Below are 18,446 nucleotides of genomic sequence, written 5' to 3' on the forward strand. Positions count from 1 at the left end.
AACAGGCGGTGGAGGACCGAACCCATGGGGTTGAAAACCGCTGATGACTTGAGGTAGGAGAAAGGCCAATCAAGCTCGGAGATATTGGTTCTCCCTGAATATATTTTGGTATAGCCTCGGGAAATGAGTTCACAGGAGGTAGAGCACTTTGGGATGGGTCCGGGACGTGAATAACGTTACCTCCCAACCAAACTCCGAATGCCTGTTGAATGCTGCCCGGGGAGGCAGTCGTAGTGCGCTAATGTACTATGGCGAGAGTGGAAAGAACCCAGAACATCAGCTAAGGCCCCGGAGTGGTGGCTCAGTGTAGCAAAGGATGTGGGTATGCCGTGACAACTGGGAGGTTGGCTTAGAAGCAGCCATTCCTTTTAAAGAGTGCGTAATAGCTCACCAGTCCAGCGTGGAAGCCGCGCCGATAATGGTCGGGACTTCAAGCCACCTGCCGAAGCTATGTCTTGTTGCGCAAGCAACAGGGGTAGGTTGTTCCCACAGCAGTGAAGCCGGGGCGGAAGCCTTCCGGTGGAGCGGTGGGAAGTGAGAATGCCGGATTAAGTAATATGACAAACAGAGTGAAACCTCTGTCACCGAAAGTTTGCTGTTCCTGGAGCCATGTCGATCAGCTCAGGGTCAGTCGGTCCCTAACACGAGGCCGAGAGGCGTAGTGGATGGGAAACGGGTCAAACATTCCCCGTACCAACATGTAGCCGTTATGAGTCCGAGGAGGGACGCAGGAGCAAGTTCACCGACGGGTGGTGGAATATCCGTTGCAAGGTGGTAGGCGTCTCTGGTAGGCAAATCCGCCAGGGTAGCCGAGAACCGATGCCGAAGGGGACCCAGTCCCCGCAAAGGGCGGGCGCCGCACACTGCCGAGAAAGCTTCGCGGACCAGGATGCCTGTTGACCGTACCGTAATCCGGACAGGTGGGCGAGGCGAGAAGCCTAAGAAAGCTCGAGTGATTTACGGAAAAGGAACTGGCAAAATGACCCCGTAACTTCTGGGATAAGGTGCTTGCGAGTAGGTGAGGGTGTACAACCCAAGCCCAGGCTTGGCCGCAGTGAATCGTCCCAAGCGACTGTTTAGCAAAAACACAGGAGTGTGCTAAGGCGTGATCCAAGCCGACGTATACACTCTGACTCCTGCCCGGTGCCGAAGGTTAAGGGCGAGCGGTTAGCCGCAAGGCGAAGCCAGGAACTGAAGCCCTGGTAAACGGCGGCCGTAACTATAAACGGTCCGGCGGTAGCGAAATTCCTTGTCGGGTAAGTTCCGACCTGCACGAATGGAGTAACGACTTGGGAGCTGTCTTCCGTAAGCTCGGCGAAATAGAAGCATCGGTGAGGATTCCGATTACCCGCGACAGGACAAAAAGACCCCGTGCACCTTTACTACAACCTGTCATTGATTGTCGGTATAACCTGCGTAGCAGAGCCGTTGAGGCCCGTCATTCTCAAGTGGAGGCACCAGTGAAATACCACCCTTGTTTTACTAACAATTCACTCTGGCGGCAACACCGCCGAGGACCGTGGCTGGTGGGTAGTTTGATCAGGCGGTCGCCTCCTAAAAGTACCGGAGGCGCGCGATGGTGGGCTCAGTGCGGTCGGTAATCGCACGCTGAGTGTATGGCAAAAGTCCGCCTGACTGCGAGCGCGACGGCGCGAGCAGGAACGAAAGTTGGCGTAAGTGATCCGGTGATCCCGTGTGGATGGGTCATCGCTCATCGGATAAAAGGTACGCTGGGGATAACAGGCTTATCGCGCCTGAGAGTTCACATCGACGGCGCGGCTCGGGCACCTCGATGTCGGCTGTCACATCCTGGGCTGGAGAAGGTCCCAAGGTCCGGCTGTTCGCTTGGCTAAAGTGGTATGAGCTGGGTTCAGAACGTCGTGAGACAGTTCGGTCTGTATCCGTCGTGGGCGTGGCGTGTTGAGGGACGTCGTCTCTAGTACGAGATGACTGAGACGAAGCGACCGCTCGTGTACGGGCTGTTCCGCCAGGGGCAGCGCCCGGTAGCGATGTCGCGCGGAGATAACCGCTGAAAGCATCTAAGTGGGAAACTCTTCCCAAGATGAACACTCCTGGATCTTAAGATCCCCAAGGGCCCTCGGGAGACTACCAGGCTGATAGGGCGCAGATGTACGGGCCGCAAGGCCTTCAGTCGAGCGCTACTAATCGCCCGTGCAGTTTGATCTCTCCAAGTTGTTTCCCGCATGACAAACACATCCATCACTCAATTGCCAAGTTGCTTTGCCCCGCACGCCGGGAGCCTCGATTGGCTGACGACTAGCGCGCAGGGGCCACACCCGTTCCCATTCCGAACACGCAAAGTTAAGCCCTGTAGCGTCGATGGTACTTGGCTCGAGAGGGCCTGGGAGAGTAGACCGTCGCCAGCCATCCCTTTCACAGCGCCCGGGCTCCTTCGAGTCCGGGCGTTGTGCGTTTCTCGCCGGGCCGCCACCCAGCCGCCCGGCCACCCGGCCCCGCCGGAGAAAAGGCACTACTTTTCCCCCATGCCGAAAACCGGTCACATTGCCCTCGCGGGCGTCCCCAACGTCGGCAAGTCATCCCTCCTCAATACCCTGGTGGGGCAGCACCTCGCGATCGTCTCCCCCAAGCCCCAGGCCACCCGCATGCCCACGGTCGGGCTCCGGACCGAGGGCGACACCCAGTACGTCTTTCATGACCTCCCCGGCCTCCTCGAGCCCCGGTACATGATGCAGGCCCGGATGCGACACGCCGCCCTCGAGCAGCTGGCCCGCTCCCACGCCATCCTCTATCTCCACCCGGCCCCGGCCGGGGTCGCGCCGCCCTTCGCTTCGCTGGCCGGTCTCGAGGCGCCGCCCACCGCCCCCCTGCTGACCGTCTATACCAAGGCCGACCTCGTGCCCCCCGCGTCGCGGGCGGCGCTCGGCGCCGACGCCATCCTGGTGTCCGCCGAGACCGGCGAAGGCATCCCGGGACTGCTCCAGCGCCTCAAGGCCCTCCTCCCCGAGGGGGAGTTCGAGTTCGATCCCGAGGACATTGGGACGCAGCCGCTTCGCTTCTTCGTGGTGGAGTATCTTCGCGAGGCGGCCTTCGAGCTGCTGGAGGACGAGCTCCCCTATGCCTTTACCGCCGAGGTCGAGGAGTTTCGCGAGCACTCCTCGCCGGTGTACATTCGGGTGACCCTGCTGGTGGAGCGCGAGAGCCAGAAGGGAATGATCATCGGGCAGGGCGGTCGCACCATCAAGGCGATCGGCTCGCAGGCGCGCGCCCGCCTCGAGGAGCTCCTCGGCGGGCCCGTCTACCTCGATTGCTGGGTCAAGGTGTTGCCCAACTGGCGGCGGAATGCCGCCTCACTTGCTCGGCTCGGATTTCCGGACGACCCCGCGGCGGGATGAGCCGGCCACCCTCCAACCCCACATGCCATGAGCCTCGCGCCGGAACTGCTTGAGATTCTCGTCTGCCCCAAGTGCAAGGGCGATCTCGAATACCGCACGGAGCCGTCCGAGGCTCTCGTCTGTCACGCTTGCGCGCTCGTCTACGCCGTCGACGACGGGATTCCCGTCATGCTCGTCGACGAAGCCAAGCCCCTCTGACCACTTCCCGGGACGCATGACAGAACCAGCATCCACCGAGGGCGCCGGCCGCATTCTCGCCACCGCCCGCGAAGAGGCCGAGCGCCTCGGCCACGCCCAGATCGGCACGGAGCATCTCCTGCTCGCGCTCCTGCGCGAACGGGAGAGTCTCCCGCCCGAGGCGGCGGCCCAGTTGCCCAAGGACGTGGAGAACGCCGGCAAGCGGCTGATGAGCGCCGGCAAGCGGGGCGCTCCGCCCGAAGAAGGCTTGGCGCTCTCCAGCCGCGCGCGACGGATCATGGACGAAGCCGCCGCCGAGGCCGGGCGCCAGGGGGGATCGACCATCACCCCCGAGCACCTCCTCGTCGCCCTCCAGGGCGAGAACAAGGGCATCGCCGCCGCCATCCTGCGGGAAGCGAGTGGCAAGAAGAAGGGGGACCGCGGCGGCCGGCCGCAGGGCGACGCGCCCGCGAATCCCGACAAGCCGGCCCCGCGGGAGCGGCAACGCGATCGCCAGCGTCAGAAGGCCGGCGAGGATCCGGCGCCTGAATCGGTCATCGAGCCCGCTCCGGCTGCGGCCACGCCAGTGGAACGCCCTGATCGCCCCGACCGCCCCGACCGCCCCGACCGCGCGGAGCGGGGGCGCGGGCGGGATCGTGAGAAGCGAGGTGGGTCCGCTCCCGAGAAGGGCCGGGAGCGCCGCGACCGCAAGCCGGAAGGGAAGGCTCCTCCCGCCGCCCCGGCGCCGCGGCGCGGCGGAACCCCGGAGCCATCGGCCCCCCCGACTCCGCCGCTCCCTCGGCGCGTCGCCCCCGTGGTGGGTGACCCGTTCCGCATCCGCGTCCGGCATATCCTGCTGGCCGCCGTCCCCGCCGCGATCTGGTTGGCGCGCCAGGGGGCGTCGCCCGCCATCGTGTTCGCCGTCGCCTGCCTCGCGATCCTCCCGCTCGCGCAGTACCTCGGCGAAGCGACGGAGCATCTCGGGGAGCGGACCGGACCGACCATCGGCGGATTCCTGAACGCGACCTTCGGGAACGCTGCCGAGCTGATCATCGCCATCTTTGCGCTCCAGGCGGGCCTGATCGAACTGGTCAAGGCGTCGATCATCGGCAGCATTCTCGGGAACCTGCTCCTGATTCTCGGCCTGTCGCTGATGGCCGCGGGCATGAACAAGCGGCTCTTTGCCTTCAATCGCACTGCCTCCAGCCTGGCGGGCTCCATGCTGGCGCTGGCAGTCGCCGCACTGGTCTTCCCGGCGCTCCTCCACGCCACGCACCCGGAGCCGTCGCGCCTGATGGAATTGCATCTCTCCGAGGCCGTGGCGGTGGTCCTGGGTGTCGTGTACCTCCTGTCGCTGCTCTTTTCGCTCCGCACGCATCGCCGCCTGCTCGGGGGCGACCCCCATCCGACGGTGCACCCCGTGTGGGGGGTGCCGCGCGCGCTGGCCGTGCTGGCCGGCGCGACGGTCGGCATCGCGGTGGTCTCGGAGATCCTGGTCCAGGCGATCGGCCCGCTGACCGACGGGGGCCTCTTGTCGCAGGCGTTCCTCGGACTGATCATCATTCCCGTCATCGGCAACGCAGCCGAGCACGCCTCGGCGATCGTGGTGGCGCGGAAGGGGAAGGTGGACCTCGCGATCCAGATCGCGATGGGATCGGGTACCCAGGTCGCGCTGTTCGTGGCACCGGTCCTGGTCGGGGTGGGGCTGGTCCTGGGGGTGGACATGAATCTCGTGTTCACGCCGTTCGAGGTGCTGGCGCTTGCGCTGGCCACCGGGGTCAGCGCCCTGATTACGCTCGACGGCGAATCCCACTGGTTTGAGGGGGTGCAGTTGATTGCCCTCTACGTGCTGGTCGGGATCGCGGCGTATTTCATTTGACTTCGCTGAGCCACACTCCTAAGTTAGTTGTGGATAAACTCTTACGGGGTGCCATGGGTGCGTAACCGCCCGACGATTCTCTTCCATTCGCCGGACGCGCGCCCGGTGCCAGAAATTCTGAGGCGCTGGGCCGAAGCCCGGGGCTTTCCCACGCTTGAGTTCCGGCAGGGAGCGGAGTTGGAGTCCATCGTGCTCCGGGGCGCCTCCTGTTTGATATTTCTTGACGGCGACGAGACCGGGAGCCAGGGGTTGGCCATGGTCCGCCGCCTCAAGGCCGATGCGTTCACGGCCATCGTGCCGGCCGTGGTGCTCTCGGGGACGCACGCGCCGGAACGGGTCGGGGAGTGGTTCGCCGCCGGAGCCGATGAAGTCATCACCGGGTTCTTCGCGCCGGCGGAGCAGCGGGCGCGGCTGGACGCGATGCTGCTGCGGACCGAGCGCGACGTGTCGGTGCATCCGTCCACGCGGCTTCCCGGGACCACGGAAATCGAGCGGGCCATCCGGTCGCAGCTGGAGTCGGGCGACGAGTTCGCGGTGTGCTACGCGGACCTCGACCACTTCAAGGAATACAACGACCGGTACAGTTACTACGACGGCGACCGCGTCATCTTCATCCTTTCGCGCATCCTGCACGACGTGGTGCGCGGGATGACCGGGCCCGCGGGGTTTGTCGGGCACATCGGAGGGGACGACTTCATCTTCGTCATCCCGTCCGCGCATGTGGGCGATGTCTGCGGGGAGATCCTGTCGGTGTTTGACACGCTCATCCCGCTGCAGTACAACGACCAGGACCGTCGCGCCGGGTATTTCTTCGGCAAGGACCGCCGGGGCCAGTTGCATCGCGTGCCGCTCATGACGCTGTCCATCGGGATCGTGACCAACAAGAACCGTCGGTTTGCACACCCGGCGCAGGTCAGCGAGTTGGCGACCGAGATGAAGAGTTACGCCAAGACCCTGCCAGGGTCGGTGTTCGTGGTGGACCGCCGGCATGCGCCTGAGGGCGAATCGCCGGCCACCGGCGAAGGCCGGGACAAGCGTTGAGGACGTCGCAATGAACGTGACCTGCCCAGGTTGTTCGACCGTCTTCCGGGTGGACCCCGCCAAGGTCCCCGCCGGGGGCGTGCGCGCGCGGTGCTCGGTCTGCCGCGCCGTCTTCCGCGTGGAGTCGGCGGGCGCGGCGCCCGTGGGCTTGCCGGCGGCCGCATCGCCACCGGCACACACCCCGGCGCCCATGCCGGCCACACCACCGGTACAGGATTCGCCCGCCGCCTCGCCGCCGCCTCCTCCGCCTCCCCGGGCCTCGGCGCCGGCGCCGACGCCGACGCCGGCGTATCCGACCGACCACGGCATTGGCGCCCCGCCGTTCGTGGTACCGCCGCCCCGGTCAACGCCCGCGCGGCCAGCGGCACCGACCTATCCGTCGGCGCCCTCCCCGGGGCCCCGCACGTGCGGCCGCCGTTCTCATCGCGACCCGAGCATTGCGACGCCGTCCGCGCCGCGGACGTCGTCACCACGGCCGTCGATCAATCCGTTCCTGTCGAAGGACCCGGGACAGAAGGCCCGGCGCCTGGCGCGGGCCCTGGTGTCCGACATCGTGGTGTACCATCCCGAGAAGCGCCTCGAAGGGCTTCAGCACGGCACCCTGAAGCAGATCTTCGACGAGGAGATCAAGAAGAGCTGGGAAGAGTATACCGGGCAGGTGGGACGGGAACTCGCGGAGTCCACGACCCATTTCAACGACGCGTTGAACGAGATCCTGGGGGACGGCAGCAAGATTTTTTGACGCGGCGCGCCCGGCGTGAAACGCGGAACGGCGGCGTGAGTGCGCACCGGTTCCCGTTTCACGCTTTCTGTTTTCTGGCACCATGGACCGACTGAGGGTGGATATGGCTGGAGTGACCGAACGACTCGAGGCGTTGCAGGCACAGGCGGACGAACTGCGGAGATTTCTTTGACGTGACCCGCCGGCAGTCCCGCCTGTCTGAGCTCGAGTCCTCGCAGATGGACCCCGCCTTCTGGTCGAACCAGGAGCGCGCCCGCACGGTGGTGCAGGAAATCAAGCAATTGAAGTCCTGGGTGACGCCCTTCGCCGACCTCTCCACGCGGCTGACCGACGCCGTGGACATGGCGGCGCTGCTGGCGGCGGAGCCCGACGAGGCGATGGCCGCGGAACTTGACGCGGAAGTGACCCGCCTCGAGGCCGCCGTTACCGCGCTCGAAGTGCGGGGCATGCTGCAGGGGCCCGACGACGCCCGCGATGCGATCCTGACGATCCATCCCGGGGCCGGGGGAACCGAGTCGCAGGACTGGGCCGAGATGCTGATGCGCATGTACGTCCGCTGGGCGGAGCGCCGTGGCTATGGCGTCAGCGTCCTCGACCTGGTCGAGGGCGAGGAGGCGGGGATCAAGTCCGTCACCCTGGGCATTGCCGGCGAGTTCGCGTACGGCTATCTGCGCGCGGAAAAGGGCGTCCACCGCCTGGTGCGGATCTCGCCGTATGACTCGCAGGCCCGGCGGCACACCTCGTTCGCCTCCGTCTTCGTGTATCCGGACATCGACGATACCATCGAAGTCGACCTGCGCGAGGAGGACATCCGGATGGACGTCTATCGCGCATCCGGCGCGGGCGGCCAGCACGTCAACAAGACCTCGTCCGCCGTCCGGCTGACCCACGAGCCGACCGGCATCGTGGTCGCCTGCCAGCAGGAGCGCAGCCAGGGAAAGAACAAGGCGACCGCCATGAAGATGCTGCGCGCCGCCCTCTACCAGCGGAAACTGGAAGAGCAGGAGGCGGCGAAGGCGCTCGTCGAGGCCACCAAGACCGACAACTCCTGGGGCAACCAGATCCGCTCCTACGTGTTTCAGCCGTACACCATGGTCAACGACCACCGTTCCGAGCTCAAGGTCGGTGACGTCCAGAAGGTGATGGACGGCGACATCGATCCATTTATCGAGGCGTTCCTGAAGGGCGCCGGAGGGACCGCCGCGTGACGGATGAGACACGCTCGTTCGTGGAGGACGCCCGCCGCGCCAAGCTCGACGAGCTGCGCGCCGCCGGCATCGAACCGTTCGGCTATTCGTTCAAGCGGACGTTCACGGCCGCCTCGGCCCTTGCCGCCTACGACGACGCCATGGGCGACGACGGCCCGGAAGTGGCGGTGGCCGGCCGGCTGGTCTCCTACCGCCGACAGGGGAAGACGGCGTTCGCCCACCTCGAGGACATTTCCGGCCGCCTCCAGCTCTACTTCCGCAAGGACGAGCTGGATGCCGCCTGGGGACTGGTCCAGCTGCTGGACCTCGACGACCATGTCGGCGTTCACGGCAAGCTGTTCCGCACCCGCACCGGGGAGGTCACCGTCCGGGTGACGGCCGTTGAGTTGCTGGCCAAGTCACTCCGACCGCTCCCCCGCGGCAAGACGCAGGTCACGGAGCAAGGCGAGACGGTCACCTTCGGCGGGCTCGCCGACTCCGAGGTCCGCTATCGGCAGCGCTACGCAGACCTGGCGGTCCACCCGGAGGTGCGCGAGGTCTTCCGGCTTCGGGCCCGCGCGGTGTCCTGGCTGCGGCGGTTCCTGGACGAGCGGGATTCCTCGAGGTGGAGACGCCGATCCTCCGCTCTACGGCGGCGCCGCGGCGCGCCCCTTCGTGACGCATCACAATGCCCTCGACATGCCGCTCTATCTCCGCATTGCCGACGAGCTCTACCTGAAGCGGCTCCTCGTCGGCGGGCTGGAACGCGTCTACGAGATCGGGCACGACTTCCGGAACGAGGGGATGGATCGGACGCACAACCCCGAGTTCACGATGCTGGAGTGCTATCAGGCGTACGCCGACTACCGCGACATGATGGAGCTGACCGAGGCGATGGTGAGCGGCCTGGTGGAGCACTGCTGCGGCACCCTTCGGCTCGAACGTGACGACGAGGTCCTCGACTTCTCCACGCCGTGGCCCCGGGTCTCGTTCGTCGAGGGCATCCGCCTCCGGAGCGGCCTCGACGTCTGCGAGGCCACCGACGCCGAGATGCGGGAGCGCCTGGTGCGCACCGGCGTGCCGGCGGAGGAGGCGGCCACCTTCAGCGGCGGCAAGCTCCAGGACGAGATGTTCAAGGCCTTTCTCGAGCCCCACCTGGTGCAGCCGACCTTCGTCGTCGACTACCCGCTCGCGCTCTCGCCGCTGGCCAAGCCGCACCGCGCCGATCCCCGGCTCACCGAGCGGTTCGAGCTGTTCGTGCAGGGGCGGGAGATTGCCAACGCGTTCAGCGAACTCAACGACCCCGATGACCAGCGGCGGCGGTTCGCGGACCAGGCAAAGCAGCGCGCGGACGGAGACGACGAGGCGCAGCTGTACGACGGCGACTACATCCGGGCGCTGGAATACGGCATGCCGCCGGCCGGCGGGCTCGGGGTGGGGGTCGATCGCCTCCTGATGGTCCTGACGGGGCTGCCGTCCATCCGCGACGTCATCCTCTTCCCGGCGATGCGCCCGGAATGACTCCCGCCACACCTCGGGCCGTTTCGTTTCGGGAGCTGTTGCGCTTTCCCAGCCGGCTCGAGCGACGCATCGCAGTGCGCTATCTCCGCAGCCGCCGCGGCCGGCGGGGCGCCTCGCTCGGCACTACGATCTCGATCGGCGGCGTGGCCGTCGGCATCATGGCGCTGATCGTGGTGCTCGGCGTGATGAACGGCCTCCGAAATGAACTGCTCGATCGCATCCTCGTGGCGAGCCCCCACCTCCGCATCCTCACCTACGGCGACAACCTGCGCATCGACAACTGGAAGGGAGCGCTCGCCACGATCCGCGCCACGCCGGGCGTCGTGGCCGCCGCGCCCGAGGTGACGACCCAGTCGCTAATCCTCAACTCGGCCAGCTACCCCGAGGGTGTCATGGTGATCGGCCTGGACACCGCCGCGGCGTCTCTCCCGGTGAATTCGCTGCCGGAGGCGCTGACCGAGGGCGATCTCGGCTTCCAGGCCAGCGACACCTCCGTGGACGGCGCCCTGATCCTCGGCCGCCGGCTCGCCCAGCGGCTGGGGGCCTTCCCGGGCGACCTCGTCGGGTTGATTTCGCCCACGGCCGCCCGGGTCAACCCGGCGCTCGGGTACGCCATGCCCCGGATCTGGAAGTTCCAGGTCACCGGCATCTTCGACACCGGGATGTACCAGTACGACAACCAGTTCGTCCTGATGGAGCGCGAAATGGCCCAGCGGTTTGCCGGGCTGGACTCCGCCATCACCGGCATCCAGGTCCGGGTCGGCGACCCTTGGGAGGCGCCGCGCATCGGGAGGGAGTTGGAGGACCGGCTCGGGCTGCCGTTCCGGAGCATGGACTGGCAGACCCAGAACCACGGCATGTTTGCCGCGCTGCAGCTCGAGAAGCTGGGCATGGGACTGGTCATCTTCTTCGTGATGATCGTGGCCGCGTTCAACATCGTGGGCACGCTCACGATGCTGGTGACCGACAAGACGCGCGAGATCGGCATCCTGCAGGCGATGGGGCTGCCGGCCGGCTCGATCGGACGGATCTTCCTCGCGCAGGGTGCCATCATCGGCGGCATCGGCGTCGCGATCGGCCTCGTGGCCGGGCTCGTTGTCGGGTTCGTGGTGGACAAGAGCGGCTGGGTCCGGATCGACCCCTCGGTGTACTTCATCGATCGCCTGCCCGTCCACATCGAGCTGCTGGATGTCGGGGTGGTCATCGCCGCCGGGCTGCTCGTCGCCATCGTCGCCACCCTCTATCCCTCGCGTGCCGCCACCCGGCTCACGCCCGTGGACGCGATTCGCCACGAATGAGCGTCGTGCTGGAGGCCCGCGGACTGCGGAAGCACTACCTCGGCGGGGACGGCTCGACGATCGACGTGCTCTCGGGGGTCGACCTGAGCGTCTCCCGGGGTGAGTTCGTGGCCATCATGGGCGCGAGCGGAGCGGGGAAGAGCACGCTCCTGCACCTCCTCGGCGCGCTGGACGCGCCGTCCGCCGGCGAGGTGCTGCTGGACGGCGCTTCCTACGCGGAGCGGAGCCCCGATGCGCTGGCCGCGCTGCGCAATGCGCGGATCGGGTTCGTCTTCCAGTTTCATCACCTGCTCCGCGAGTTCAACGCGCGGGAGAACGTGATGATGCCGCTCCTGATCGCCGGACGGGGAGATGCCGAGGCCGGTGCGCGCGCCGATGTGCTCCTGGAGGCCGTTGGGCTCTCCGGCCGGCGGCTGCACCTGCCGACGCAACTCTCGGGCGGCGAGCAGCAGCGGGTGGCCGTGGCCCGTGCCCTGGCAAACGGACCGGCGGTGGTCCTGGCCGACGAGCCGTCGGGCAATCTCGACCACGCGCACAGCGAGAACCTGCACCGGATCTTCGCGGGACTGGCCCGCGACTTCCAGACCGCGCTCGTCGTGGTGACCCACAATCGGCACCTCGCGGAGCGGGCCGACCGCCTCTTGATGATGGAGGCGGGGCTGCTGGTTCCTGCTGCGCCGGAGGAGGCGCCTTCATGACGTGCCAACAGTGCGGGGAACGCGAAGCGGTCGTCCTCCTCAAGAAGGTCGAGGAAGGCGATGTGCGGGTGCTCCACCTCTGCGAGAAGTGCGCGGCGGAGCGCGGTGTGCCCGAGGGGGAGGAGTCGGCCAAGACCCCGCTGGGCGCGTTCCTCGCGGCGATGGGCACCGACCCGTCCGCCGAGGCCCCGCTGAGCAGTGGTGCGGCGCTGGCCGAGTGTCCGGGGTGTGGCGCCACGCTGCAGGACTTTCGGCGCACCGGTCGGCTGGGATGCGCCACCTGCTGGACCACGTTCGAGGGACCGCTGCGCGGCCTGACACGCCGGGTGCACGGCGCCACCCGGCACGTCGGGGAGTTTTATGTGCAGCCGGGGGCCGAGCCGCCCGACCAGGCGGCGCTGGTGCGGCGCCTGCGGGAGCAGCTGGCGGTGGCGGTGGCCGACGAGAACTTCGAGCAGGCCGCCGAGCTGCGGGACCGGCTGCGGGGGCTCGAATGATCGACCTGACGCTGCTGGCGGATGGCGGCATCGGGTGGATCGATGCCTCGGGTCCGGCCAGTCCGCTGGTGCTCTCCACGCGCATCCGCCTGGCCCGAAACCTGGCGGGCCACCCGTTCGCCACGCGCAACGCCGCCAGCGATCGCGAGGCGATTGTCGAGGCGGTGGCCGCCGCGGTCGCCGGCACCGAGGCGCTGGGGCACGCCGCCACCTTCCGCCTCGACCGCCTCGACCTCCGCGACCGCCTCCTGCTGCACGAGCGGCACCTGGTGAGCAAGGAACTGGCGGGGCTGGGCGGAGAATCGGTCCCGGTGGGTGCGTCCTTGCTGGTGCAGGACCGGGTGGGCGCCATGGTCAACGAGGAAGATCACCTCCGCCTGCAGGGGGTCGTTTCGGGGTTCGCCCTGGAGGCGGCCTACGCGGAAGTCGACCGGCTGGACAGTGAACTGGGGCAACGACTTGCCTTCGCATTTCACCCTGAGTTTGGTTACCTTTCCGCTTGTCCAACCAACGTGGGAACCGGGTTGCGCGCCTCTGTTTTGATCCACCTGCCCGGGCTGGTGCTGACCAAGGAAATTTCGAAGGTGCTGCAGGGCCTGGCCCAGGTTGGGCTGGCTGTGCGGGGCCTGTACGGCGAGGGCAGCGAGGTGGTCGGCAACTTCTTCCAGCTGTCGAACCAGACCACCCTCGGCAAGTCGGAGCGCGACCTGCTTGACCACCTCGGCAAGATGGTCCGCGAGGTGATGACCTACGAGGACGAAGCGCGCGCCGTGCTCCTGCGGGATGCGCGTGCGGTCATCGAAGACAAGGTGTGGCGCGCGTACGGGTTGTTGCGGTATGCCCGGACACTTTCGTACGAGGAGGCGATGAACCTCCTCAGTGGCGTGCGGCTCGGCGTGGGACTGCAGGTGATTCCCGACGTCGGATTCTACGCCCTCAACAAGATGCTGGTTCACACGCAGCCGGCGCACTTGGCCTCGGCCCACGGCGTGGCGCTCGACGATCCGTCGCTCGGCGTCCGCCGGGCCGACTTCGTGCGGACGCTGCTGCAAGACGAAGGACGGCGAGCAGGGTGACCCCATGAACGGCTACAACTTCACCGACCGCGTCCGGAAGGTCCTGCAGATGGCCCGCGAAGAGGCGGCCCGCCTGCACCACGAATACGTCGGCACCGAACACATCCTCCTCGGCCTGATTCGCGAGGGCGAGGGCGTCGCCGCCGGCGTGCTGCAGAATCTGAACGTGGACCTCGAGGACATCCAGCAGAAAATCGAAGAGACCGTCAAGCGCGGGAAGGCCGCCGCCGCGGCCGGCCCCGACCTGCCGTACACGTCGCGCGCCAAGAAGGTGCTCGAGCTGGCGATGGTCGAGGCGCGGGAGCTCAATCACTCCTACGTCGGCACCGAGCACCTGCTGCTCGGCCTCCTGCGCGAGGAGAAGGGTATCGCGGCGCAGGTCCTCGCCGACGCGGGGGTCAACCTCGAACAGTCGCGCGCCGAGACCCTCCGCATCCTCGGGAGCGACCTGCCGGCACCTTCCTCGGCGGCGCCCACCGGGCAGCCCCAGCCCGCGGCCAAGTCGGAAAAGAAGTCCAAGACGCCGGCGCTCGACCACTTCTGCCGCGACCTGACCCAGCTGGCCGCCGACAACGAGCTGGACCCGACCATCGGCCGGGCCAGTGAAATCGAGCGGGTCGTGGAGATCCTGGCCCGGCGCAAGAAGAACAACCCGGTGCTGATCGGCGAGCCGGGCGTCGGCAAGACCGCCATTGTCGAGGGGCTCGCGCTCCTGATTGCCAGCGGCAACTGCCCCGACATCCTCCGCGATCACCGGGTGCTCTCGCTGGACATGGCGGCCGTCATTGCCGGCACCAAGTATCGGGGTCAGTTCGAGGAGCGGTTGAAGGCGGTCATGAACGAGATCGCCCAGAACCGTCACGTCGTCCTGTTCATCGACGAATTGCACACCCTCGTCGGCGCTGGCGCAGCCGAAGGGGCCATCGACGCCTCGAACATGCTCAAGCCGGCGCTGGCCCGCGGCGAGCTGCAGTGCGTCGGCGCCTCGACGCTGAACGAGTACCGCAAGTACATCGAGAAGGATGGCGCGCTGGAGCGGCGCTTCCAGACGGTGGTCGTGGAGCCCCCGTCGATCGACGAGACGTTCGAGATCCTGAAGGGGCTTCGCAAGAAGTACGAAGACCACCACCGCGTCAGCATCCCCGACGAGACGCTCAAGGCGGCGGCACAGCTCTCCGAGCGCTATATCACCGACCGGTTCCTGCCGGACAAGGCCATCGACGTCATCGACGAGGCGGGGGCGCGCGCGCGACTCGCCTCGCAGGCCCCGCCGGCCGAGGTGGCCGCGCTCAAGGGCGATCTCGACAAGGTCAACACCGACAAGGAAGAGGCCGTCCGCGACCAGAACTTCGAGCGTGCGGCGTCGCTGCGCGATCGCGAGCGCGACCTCCAGAACCAGATCCGCCTCCGCCAGGAGGAGTGGGAAAAGGACCGGCAGACCCGCCGTCCGACCATCGACGAGGAGGCCATCGCCTTCATCGTGTCGCGGTGGACCGGCATTCCGGTCAACCGGATCCAGGAGGCGGAGGCCTCCCGGCTGCTCCGGATGGAGGACGAAATCCACGAGGCGGTCGTCGGCCAGGACGAGGCGATCCGCGCCGTGTCGCGGGCCATTCGCCGGTCGCGCGCGGGACTCAAGGACCCCAACCGCCCCATCGGGTCGTTCATCTTCTCCGGCCCGACCGGCGTCGGCAAGACGGAGCTGGCGCGGGCCCTGGCCAAGTTCCTCTTCGCCGATCAGTCCGCGCTCATCCGGGTCGACATGTCCGAGTACATGGAGAAGTTCTCGGTCTCCCGCCTGATCGGCGCCCCGCCGGGCTACGTCGGGTACGAGGATTCGGGAACCCTCACCAAGCTGGTGCGGCGGAAGCCGTACTCGGTGGTTCTCCTCGACGAAATCGAGAAGGCGCACCCCGACGTGTTCAATATCCTGCTCCAGGTGCTCGATGAGGGGCACCTGACCGACAACTACGGGCGGGTCATCGACTTCAAGAACACGGTGGTCATCATGACCTCCAACGTTGGTGCGCGCGACATCACGCAGTCGAAGAGCCTCGGGTTCCACACCCAGGGCGCCGACGCCTCGTTCGATACCATGGCTGGCAAGGTCAAGGAGGAGATGGCTAAGGTCTTCAATCCGGAATTCCTCAACCGCCTCGACGACGTGATCGTCTTCCACCCGCTGGGTCGGGAGCACATTGCCGAGATCGTGAACATCCTCCTCCGCGAGGTCGCTCGGCGGCTCGGCGACGAGGTGCGGCTCACCCAGGCGGCAATCGATTTCCTGGCGGAACAGGGCTATGACCAGCAGTACGGCGCCCGGCCCCTCAAGCGTGCCATCCAGAAGTACGTGGAGGATCCCCTGAGCGAGAAGATCCTGCTCGGCGAGATCGGACGGGGCGACGAGATCGAGGTCGATCTGGCGCCCGACGGCAAGTCGCTGGCGTTCCGCGCCCTGACCGGAACTCAGGCCTGAGTCGTGCGAGGTCGGGCGCCCTCACGGTGGGGGCGCCTGATCGCGCGTCCGGACGCCCTCCGCTGATGCTTCGTCGCTGCATCCCTCTGCTGGTCCTCCTGGTCCTGGCAGCGCAACCGCTGCGCGGGCAGGACGTGTCGTCGCCCCCGGTGGACAGCCTGGTGGTCGAGGGGAACGTACGCATCACCACCGCCCAGATTCTCGGCACCGCCGGCCTCGTCCTGCACCAGCCGATCACCTACCGCGACATCCAGCGCGCCATCACTGCGCTGTTCCAGACCGGGCAGTTCGACGACGTCAATGTGCAGCAGCGCGACGCGAACGGGATGCTGATCCTGGTCATCGTGGTCAAGGAGCGCCCCCTCCTCTCGGGGTGGAGCCTACTTGGCGTCCGGCAACTCCCCGAACAATCGGTGCGCGACAAGGTGACCCTCGTCATCGGCCGCCCGATCGACCGTGCCGCCCTCGCCCGCAGCCGGGCCAGCATCGATTCCGCCTACGCGGACAAGGGGTATTTCCAGGCCCAGACCACGGTGACGGAGTTCCCGCAGCCCGATGGCTCGGTCCAGGTGGTCTTCCAGGTCATGGAGGGCATGCGGATCACGATCAGCCAGATCCTGGTCCAGGGGAACGAGCGCTTCACGGACAAGGAAGTGGCCAGCCACATGTCCACGAAGCCAGAAGGATTTTTCTGGTTCAAGAAGGGCACCTACGACGAGGACCGGGTGGAGTCGGACATGCGGCAGCAACTGCCGACCTTCTACGGCTCAAAGGGCATGATCGATTTCCAGGTGGTGCAGGACACCGTGCTCGCCGATCCGGAGACGGGCAAGGCCGCGTTGTCGCTCACCGTGGAGGAAGGCCAGGTCTACTACGTCGGGACCATGGACCTCGTCGGCAATCGCCGGTACTCCGCCGACGAGATCGGCGCGTTCTACCCGTTCGGCGGGGCCGAGGCCGTCCAGTCGGGGAAGCCCGTCGCCAGCATGCCGTTCAACAGGTCCGCCTGGGAGGCGGCCACCACCCGGCTCCGGGATCTCTACCTGAATACCGGCTACATCTACTCGCGGGTAACGCCGGAAGAAAGCCGCCGCATCGCGGAGGATGGGACGCCGACCGTCGATCTCCGGTGGCGGATCGAGGAAGGCGCGCCCGCCACGGTCAACCGCATCATGATCGTGGGCAACGACGTCACCCACGAGTCGGTCATCCGCGCCGCCATCGTGATGCTCCCGGGCTCCGTGTTCAACCGCGACCTGTTGATTCGCAGCTACCAGAACATCATGAACCTCGGCTTCTTCCAGCCGTTGCCGCCGCCGGACGTCGCGCCGTCGGAGAACGGGCAGGACGTCGACATCACCTTTACCGTCATCGAGAAGCGGACCGGCAACGTCAACTTCGGTGCGTCGCTCGGGCAGGGCACCGGCCTCGGAGGGTTCCTCGGGCTCGAGGAGCCCAACCTCTTCGGCCGCGGCAAGCGGGGCAAGTTCCAATGGCAGTTCGGCCGGAACATCAACGACTTCAACCTGTCGTACACCGACCCGTCCATCCAGGGGTCACGGGTCTCCGGGACGGTCGCCCTCTTCAACTCGCGGCAGCGGTACATCATCGGCGACCTCGGCCGGCGGCAGCAGGCGGGCGGCTCGGTACAGGTCGGGTTCCCGGTCTTCGGATCCCGTTACACCCGGCTGTTCACCTCGTACAGCCTGATGCAGATCAGCTACAGCGGCGGGTCGGTCAGCCTCCGGGAGCGTTACAGCTGCGACCAGTGCGGCAAGTCGAGCCTCGGCTTCAGCCTCGTGCGTGACACCCGCATCGGCCTGCCGTTCGCGACCTCCGGCACGCGGTCGACCGTCAACCTGGAGTTCACCGGCGGCCTCCTCGGCGGCGACGGCGACTTCCAGACCCTCGGGTACGAGGGGCAGTGGTATGTGCCGCTCGGCGGGCTGGGCGGATCGCAGCAGCTGGGGACCGGCATCAAGTTCGTGCTGGGGCTGACGGCCAAGGCGGGGTGGATCTTCGGCGATGCCGGCCCGTTCTTCACCGACCTCTATTCAATGGGCGGCGTCCAGTACGGCATCCCGCTCCGCGGCTACGAGGAGTTCTCCATCACGCCTGACGGGTACGATCCCTTCTCGAGCTCCAGCCGGGCCAGCCCGAACGCTTTCGGGCAGTCCTACGCCGCCTTCACCACGGAGATCGGCGCGCGGATGAGCCAGTCGCTGTATGTAAACGCCTTCTTTGACGCCGGTAACGTCTACCGGACGCCCTCGCAGTTCGACCCATCCCGCCTCTACCGCGGCGTGGGCGTTGGGGTAGCTTTGATTTCACCGCTGGGGCCGATCGGGGTCGATCTCGCCTACGGCATCGACCGGCTCGATATTCAGGGCGAACCGGCCCCCGGTTGGAAGTTGCACTTCAAGATCGGCAATATTTTCTGAGGACGACGGTTCTTATTCACCGATAATCATGCAGGAGTA

Annotated in this window: 11 protein-coding genes, 2 rRNA genes and 2 pseudogenes (1 of these 15 cut by a window edge); all 15 read left to right on the forward strand. The window is 66.8% G+C overall.

Annotated features, from left to right (window positions below):
* Window positions 1-2,187: ribosomal RNA gene (locus R2910_02970) — 23S ribosomal RNA — on the forward strand; it begins 745 nt to the left of the window's first position.
* An 82-nt stretch (window positions 2,188-2,269) separates the two neighbouring features.
* Window positions 2,270-2,387 (forward strand): 5S ribosomal RNA (gene rrf, locus R2910_02975).
* A 117-nt stretch (window positions 2,388-2,504) separates the two neighbouring features.
* Window positions 2,505-3,374: a GTPase Era gene (gene era, locus R2910_02980; protein MEZ4411936.1), complete on the forward strand. Its 870-nt coding sequence runs from the start codon at window positions 2,505-2,507 to the stop codon at window positions 3,372-3,374.
* Between the two features lie 27 nt (window positions 3,375-3,401).
* Window positions 3,402-3,572, forward strand: a complete 171-nt coding sequence (locus tag R2910_02985; GenBank protein ID MEZ4411937.1) for a Trm112 family protein — start codon at window positions 3,402-3,404, stop codon at window positions 3,570-3,572.
* Window positions 3,573-3,588: 16 nt separating this feature from the next.
* Window positions 3,589-5,430: a calcium/proton exchanger gene (cax, locus tag R2910_02990; GenBank protein MEZ4411938.1), complete on the forward strand. Its 1,842-nt coding sequence runs from the start codon at window positions 3,589-3,591 to the stop codon at window positions 5,428-5,430.
* Between the two features lie 105 nt (window positions 5,431-5,535).
* Complete coding sequence (locus R2910_02995; GenBank protein MEZ4411939.1) at window positions 5,536-6,471, forward strand: diguanylate cyclase; 936 nt, start codon at window positions 5,536-5,538, stop codon at window positions 6,469-6,471.
* Window positions 6,472-6,481: 10 nt separating this feature from the next.
* Window positions 6,482-7,213, forward strand: a complete 732-nt coding sequence (locus R2910_03000; protein MEZ4411940.1) for a zinc-ribbon domain-containing protein — start codon at window positions 6,482-6,484, stop codon at window positions 7,211-7,213.
* Window positions 7,214-7,362: 149 nt separating this feature from the next.
* Window positions 7,363-8,421 (forward strand): annotated as a pseudogene (gene prfB, locus R2910_03005) (peptide chain release factor 2).
* Window positions 8,418-9,921: pseudogene (gene lysS, locus R2910_03010) on the forward strand (lysine--tRNA ligase). The pseudogenes prfB and lysS overlap by 4 nt, the downstream one beginning before the upstream one ends.
* A 38-nt stretch (window positions 9,922-9,959) precedes the next feature.
* Window positions 9,960-11,219 (forward strand): FtsX-like permease family protein, encoded by a 1,260-nt coding sequence (locus R2910_03015; GenBank protein ID MEZ4411941.1) that lies wholly within the window; start codon window positions 9,960-9,962, stop codon window positions 11,217-11,219.
* Window positions 11,216-11,917, forward strand: a complete 702-nt coding sequence (locus R2910_03020; GenBank protein ID MEZ4411942.1) for an ABC transporter ATP-binding protein — start codon at window positions 11,216-11,218, stop codon at window positions 11,915-11,917. Before R2910_03015 ends, R2910_03020 begins: the two co-directional genes overlap by 4 nt.
* Window positions 11,914-12,414, forward strand: coding sequence for a UvrB/UvrC motif-containing protein (locus R2910_03025; GenBank protein ID MEZ4411943.1), 501 nt, complete (start codon window positions 11,914-11,916; stop codon window positions 12,412-12,414). The genes R2910_03020 and R2910_03025 overlap by 4 nt, the downstream gene beginning before the upstream one ends.
* Window positions 12,411-13,490: a protein arginine kinase gene (locus tag R2910_03030; protein MEZ4411944.1), complete on the forward strand. Its 1,080-nt coding sequence runs from the start codon at window positions 12,411-12,413 to the stop codon at window positions 13,488-13,490. Before R2910_03025 ends, R2910_03030 begins: the two co-directional genes overlap by 4 nt.
* Window positions 13,491-13,494: 4 nt before the next feature.
* The gene (locus R2910_03035; protein ID MEZ4411945.1) at window positions 13,495-15,966 is read left to right on the forward strand and encodes an ATP-dependent Clp protease ATP-binding subunit; all 2,472 of its coding nucleotides are present in this window, start codon (window positions 13,495-13,497) and stop codon (window positions 15,964-15,966) included.
* A gap of 65 nt (window positions 15,967-16,031) precedes the next feature.
* Entirely contained in the window at window positions 16,032-18,407 is a 2,376-nt protein-coding gene (bamA, locus tag R2910_03040) for an outer membrane protein assembly factor BamA (protein MEZ4411946.1), read from the forward strand.
* Window positions 18,408-18,446: the final 39 nt, after the last annotated feature.

It is taken from the genome of Gemmatimonadales bacterium, from assembly GCA_041390145.1.
Taxonomy (GTDB): domain Bacteria; phylum Gemmatimonadota; class Gemmatimonadetes; order Gemmatimonadales; family GWC2-71-9; genus SPDF01.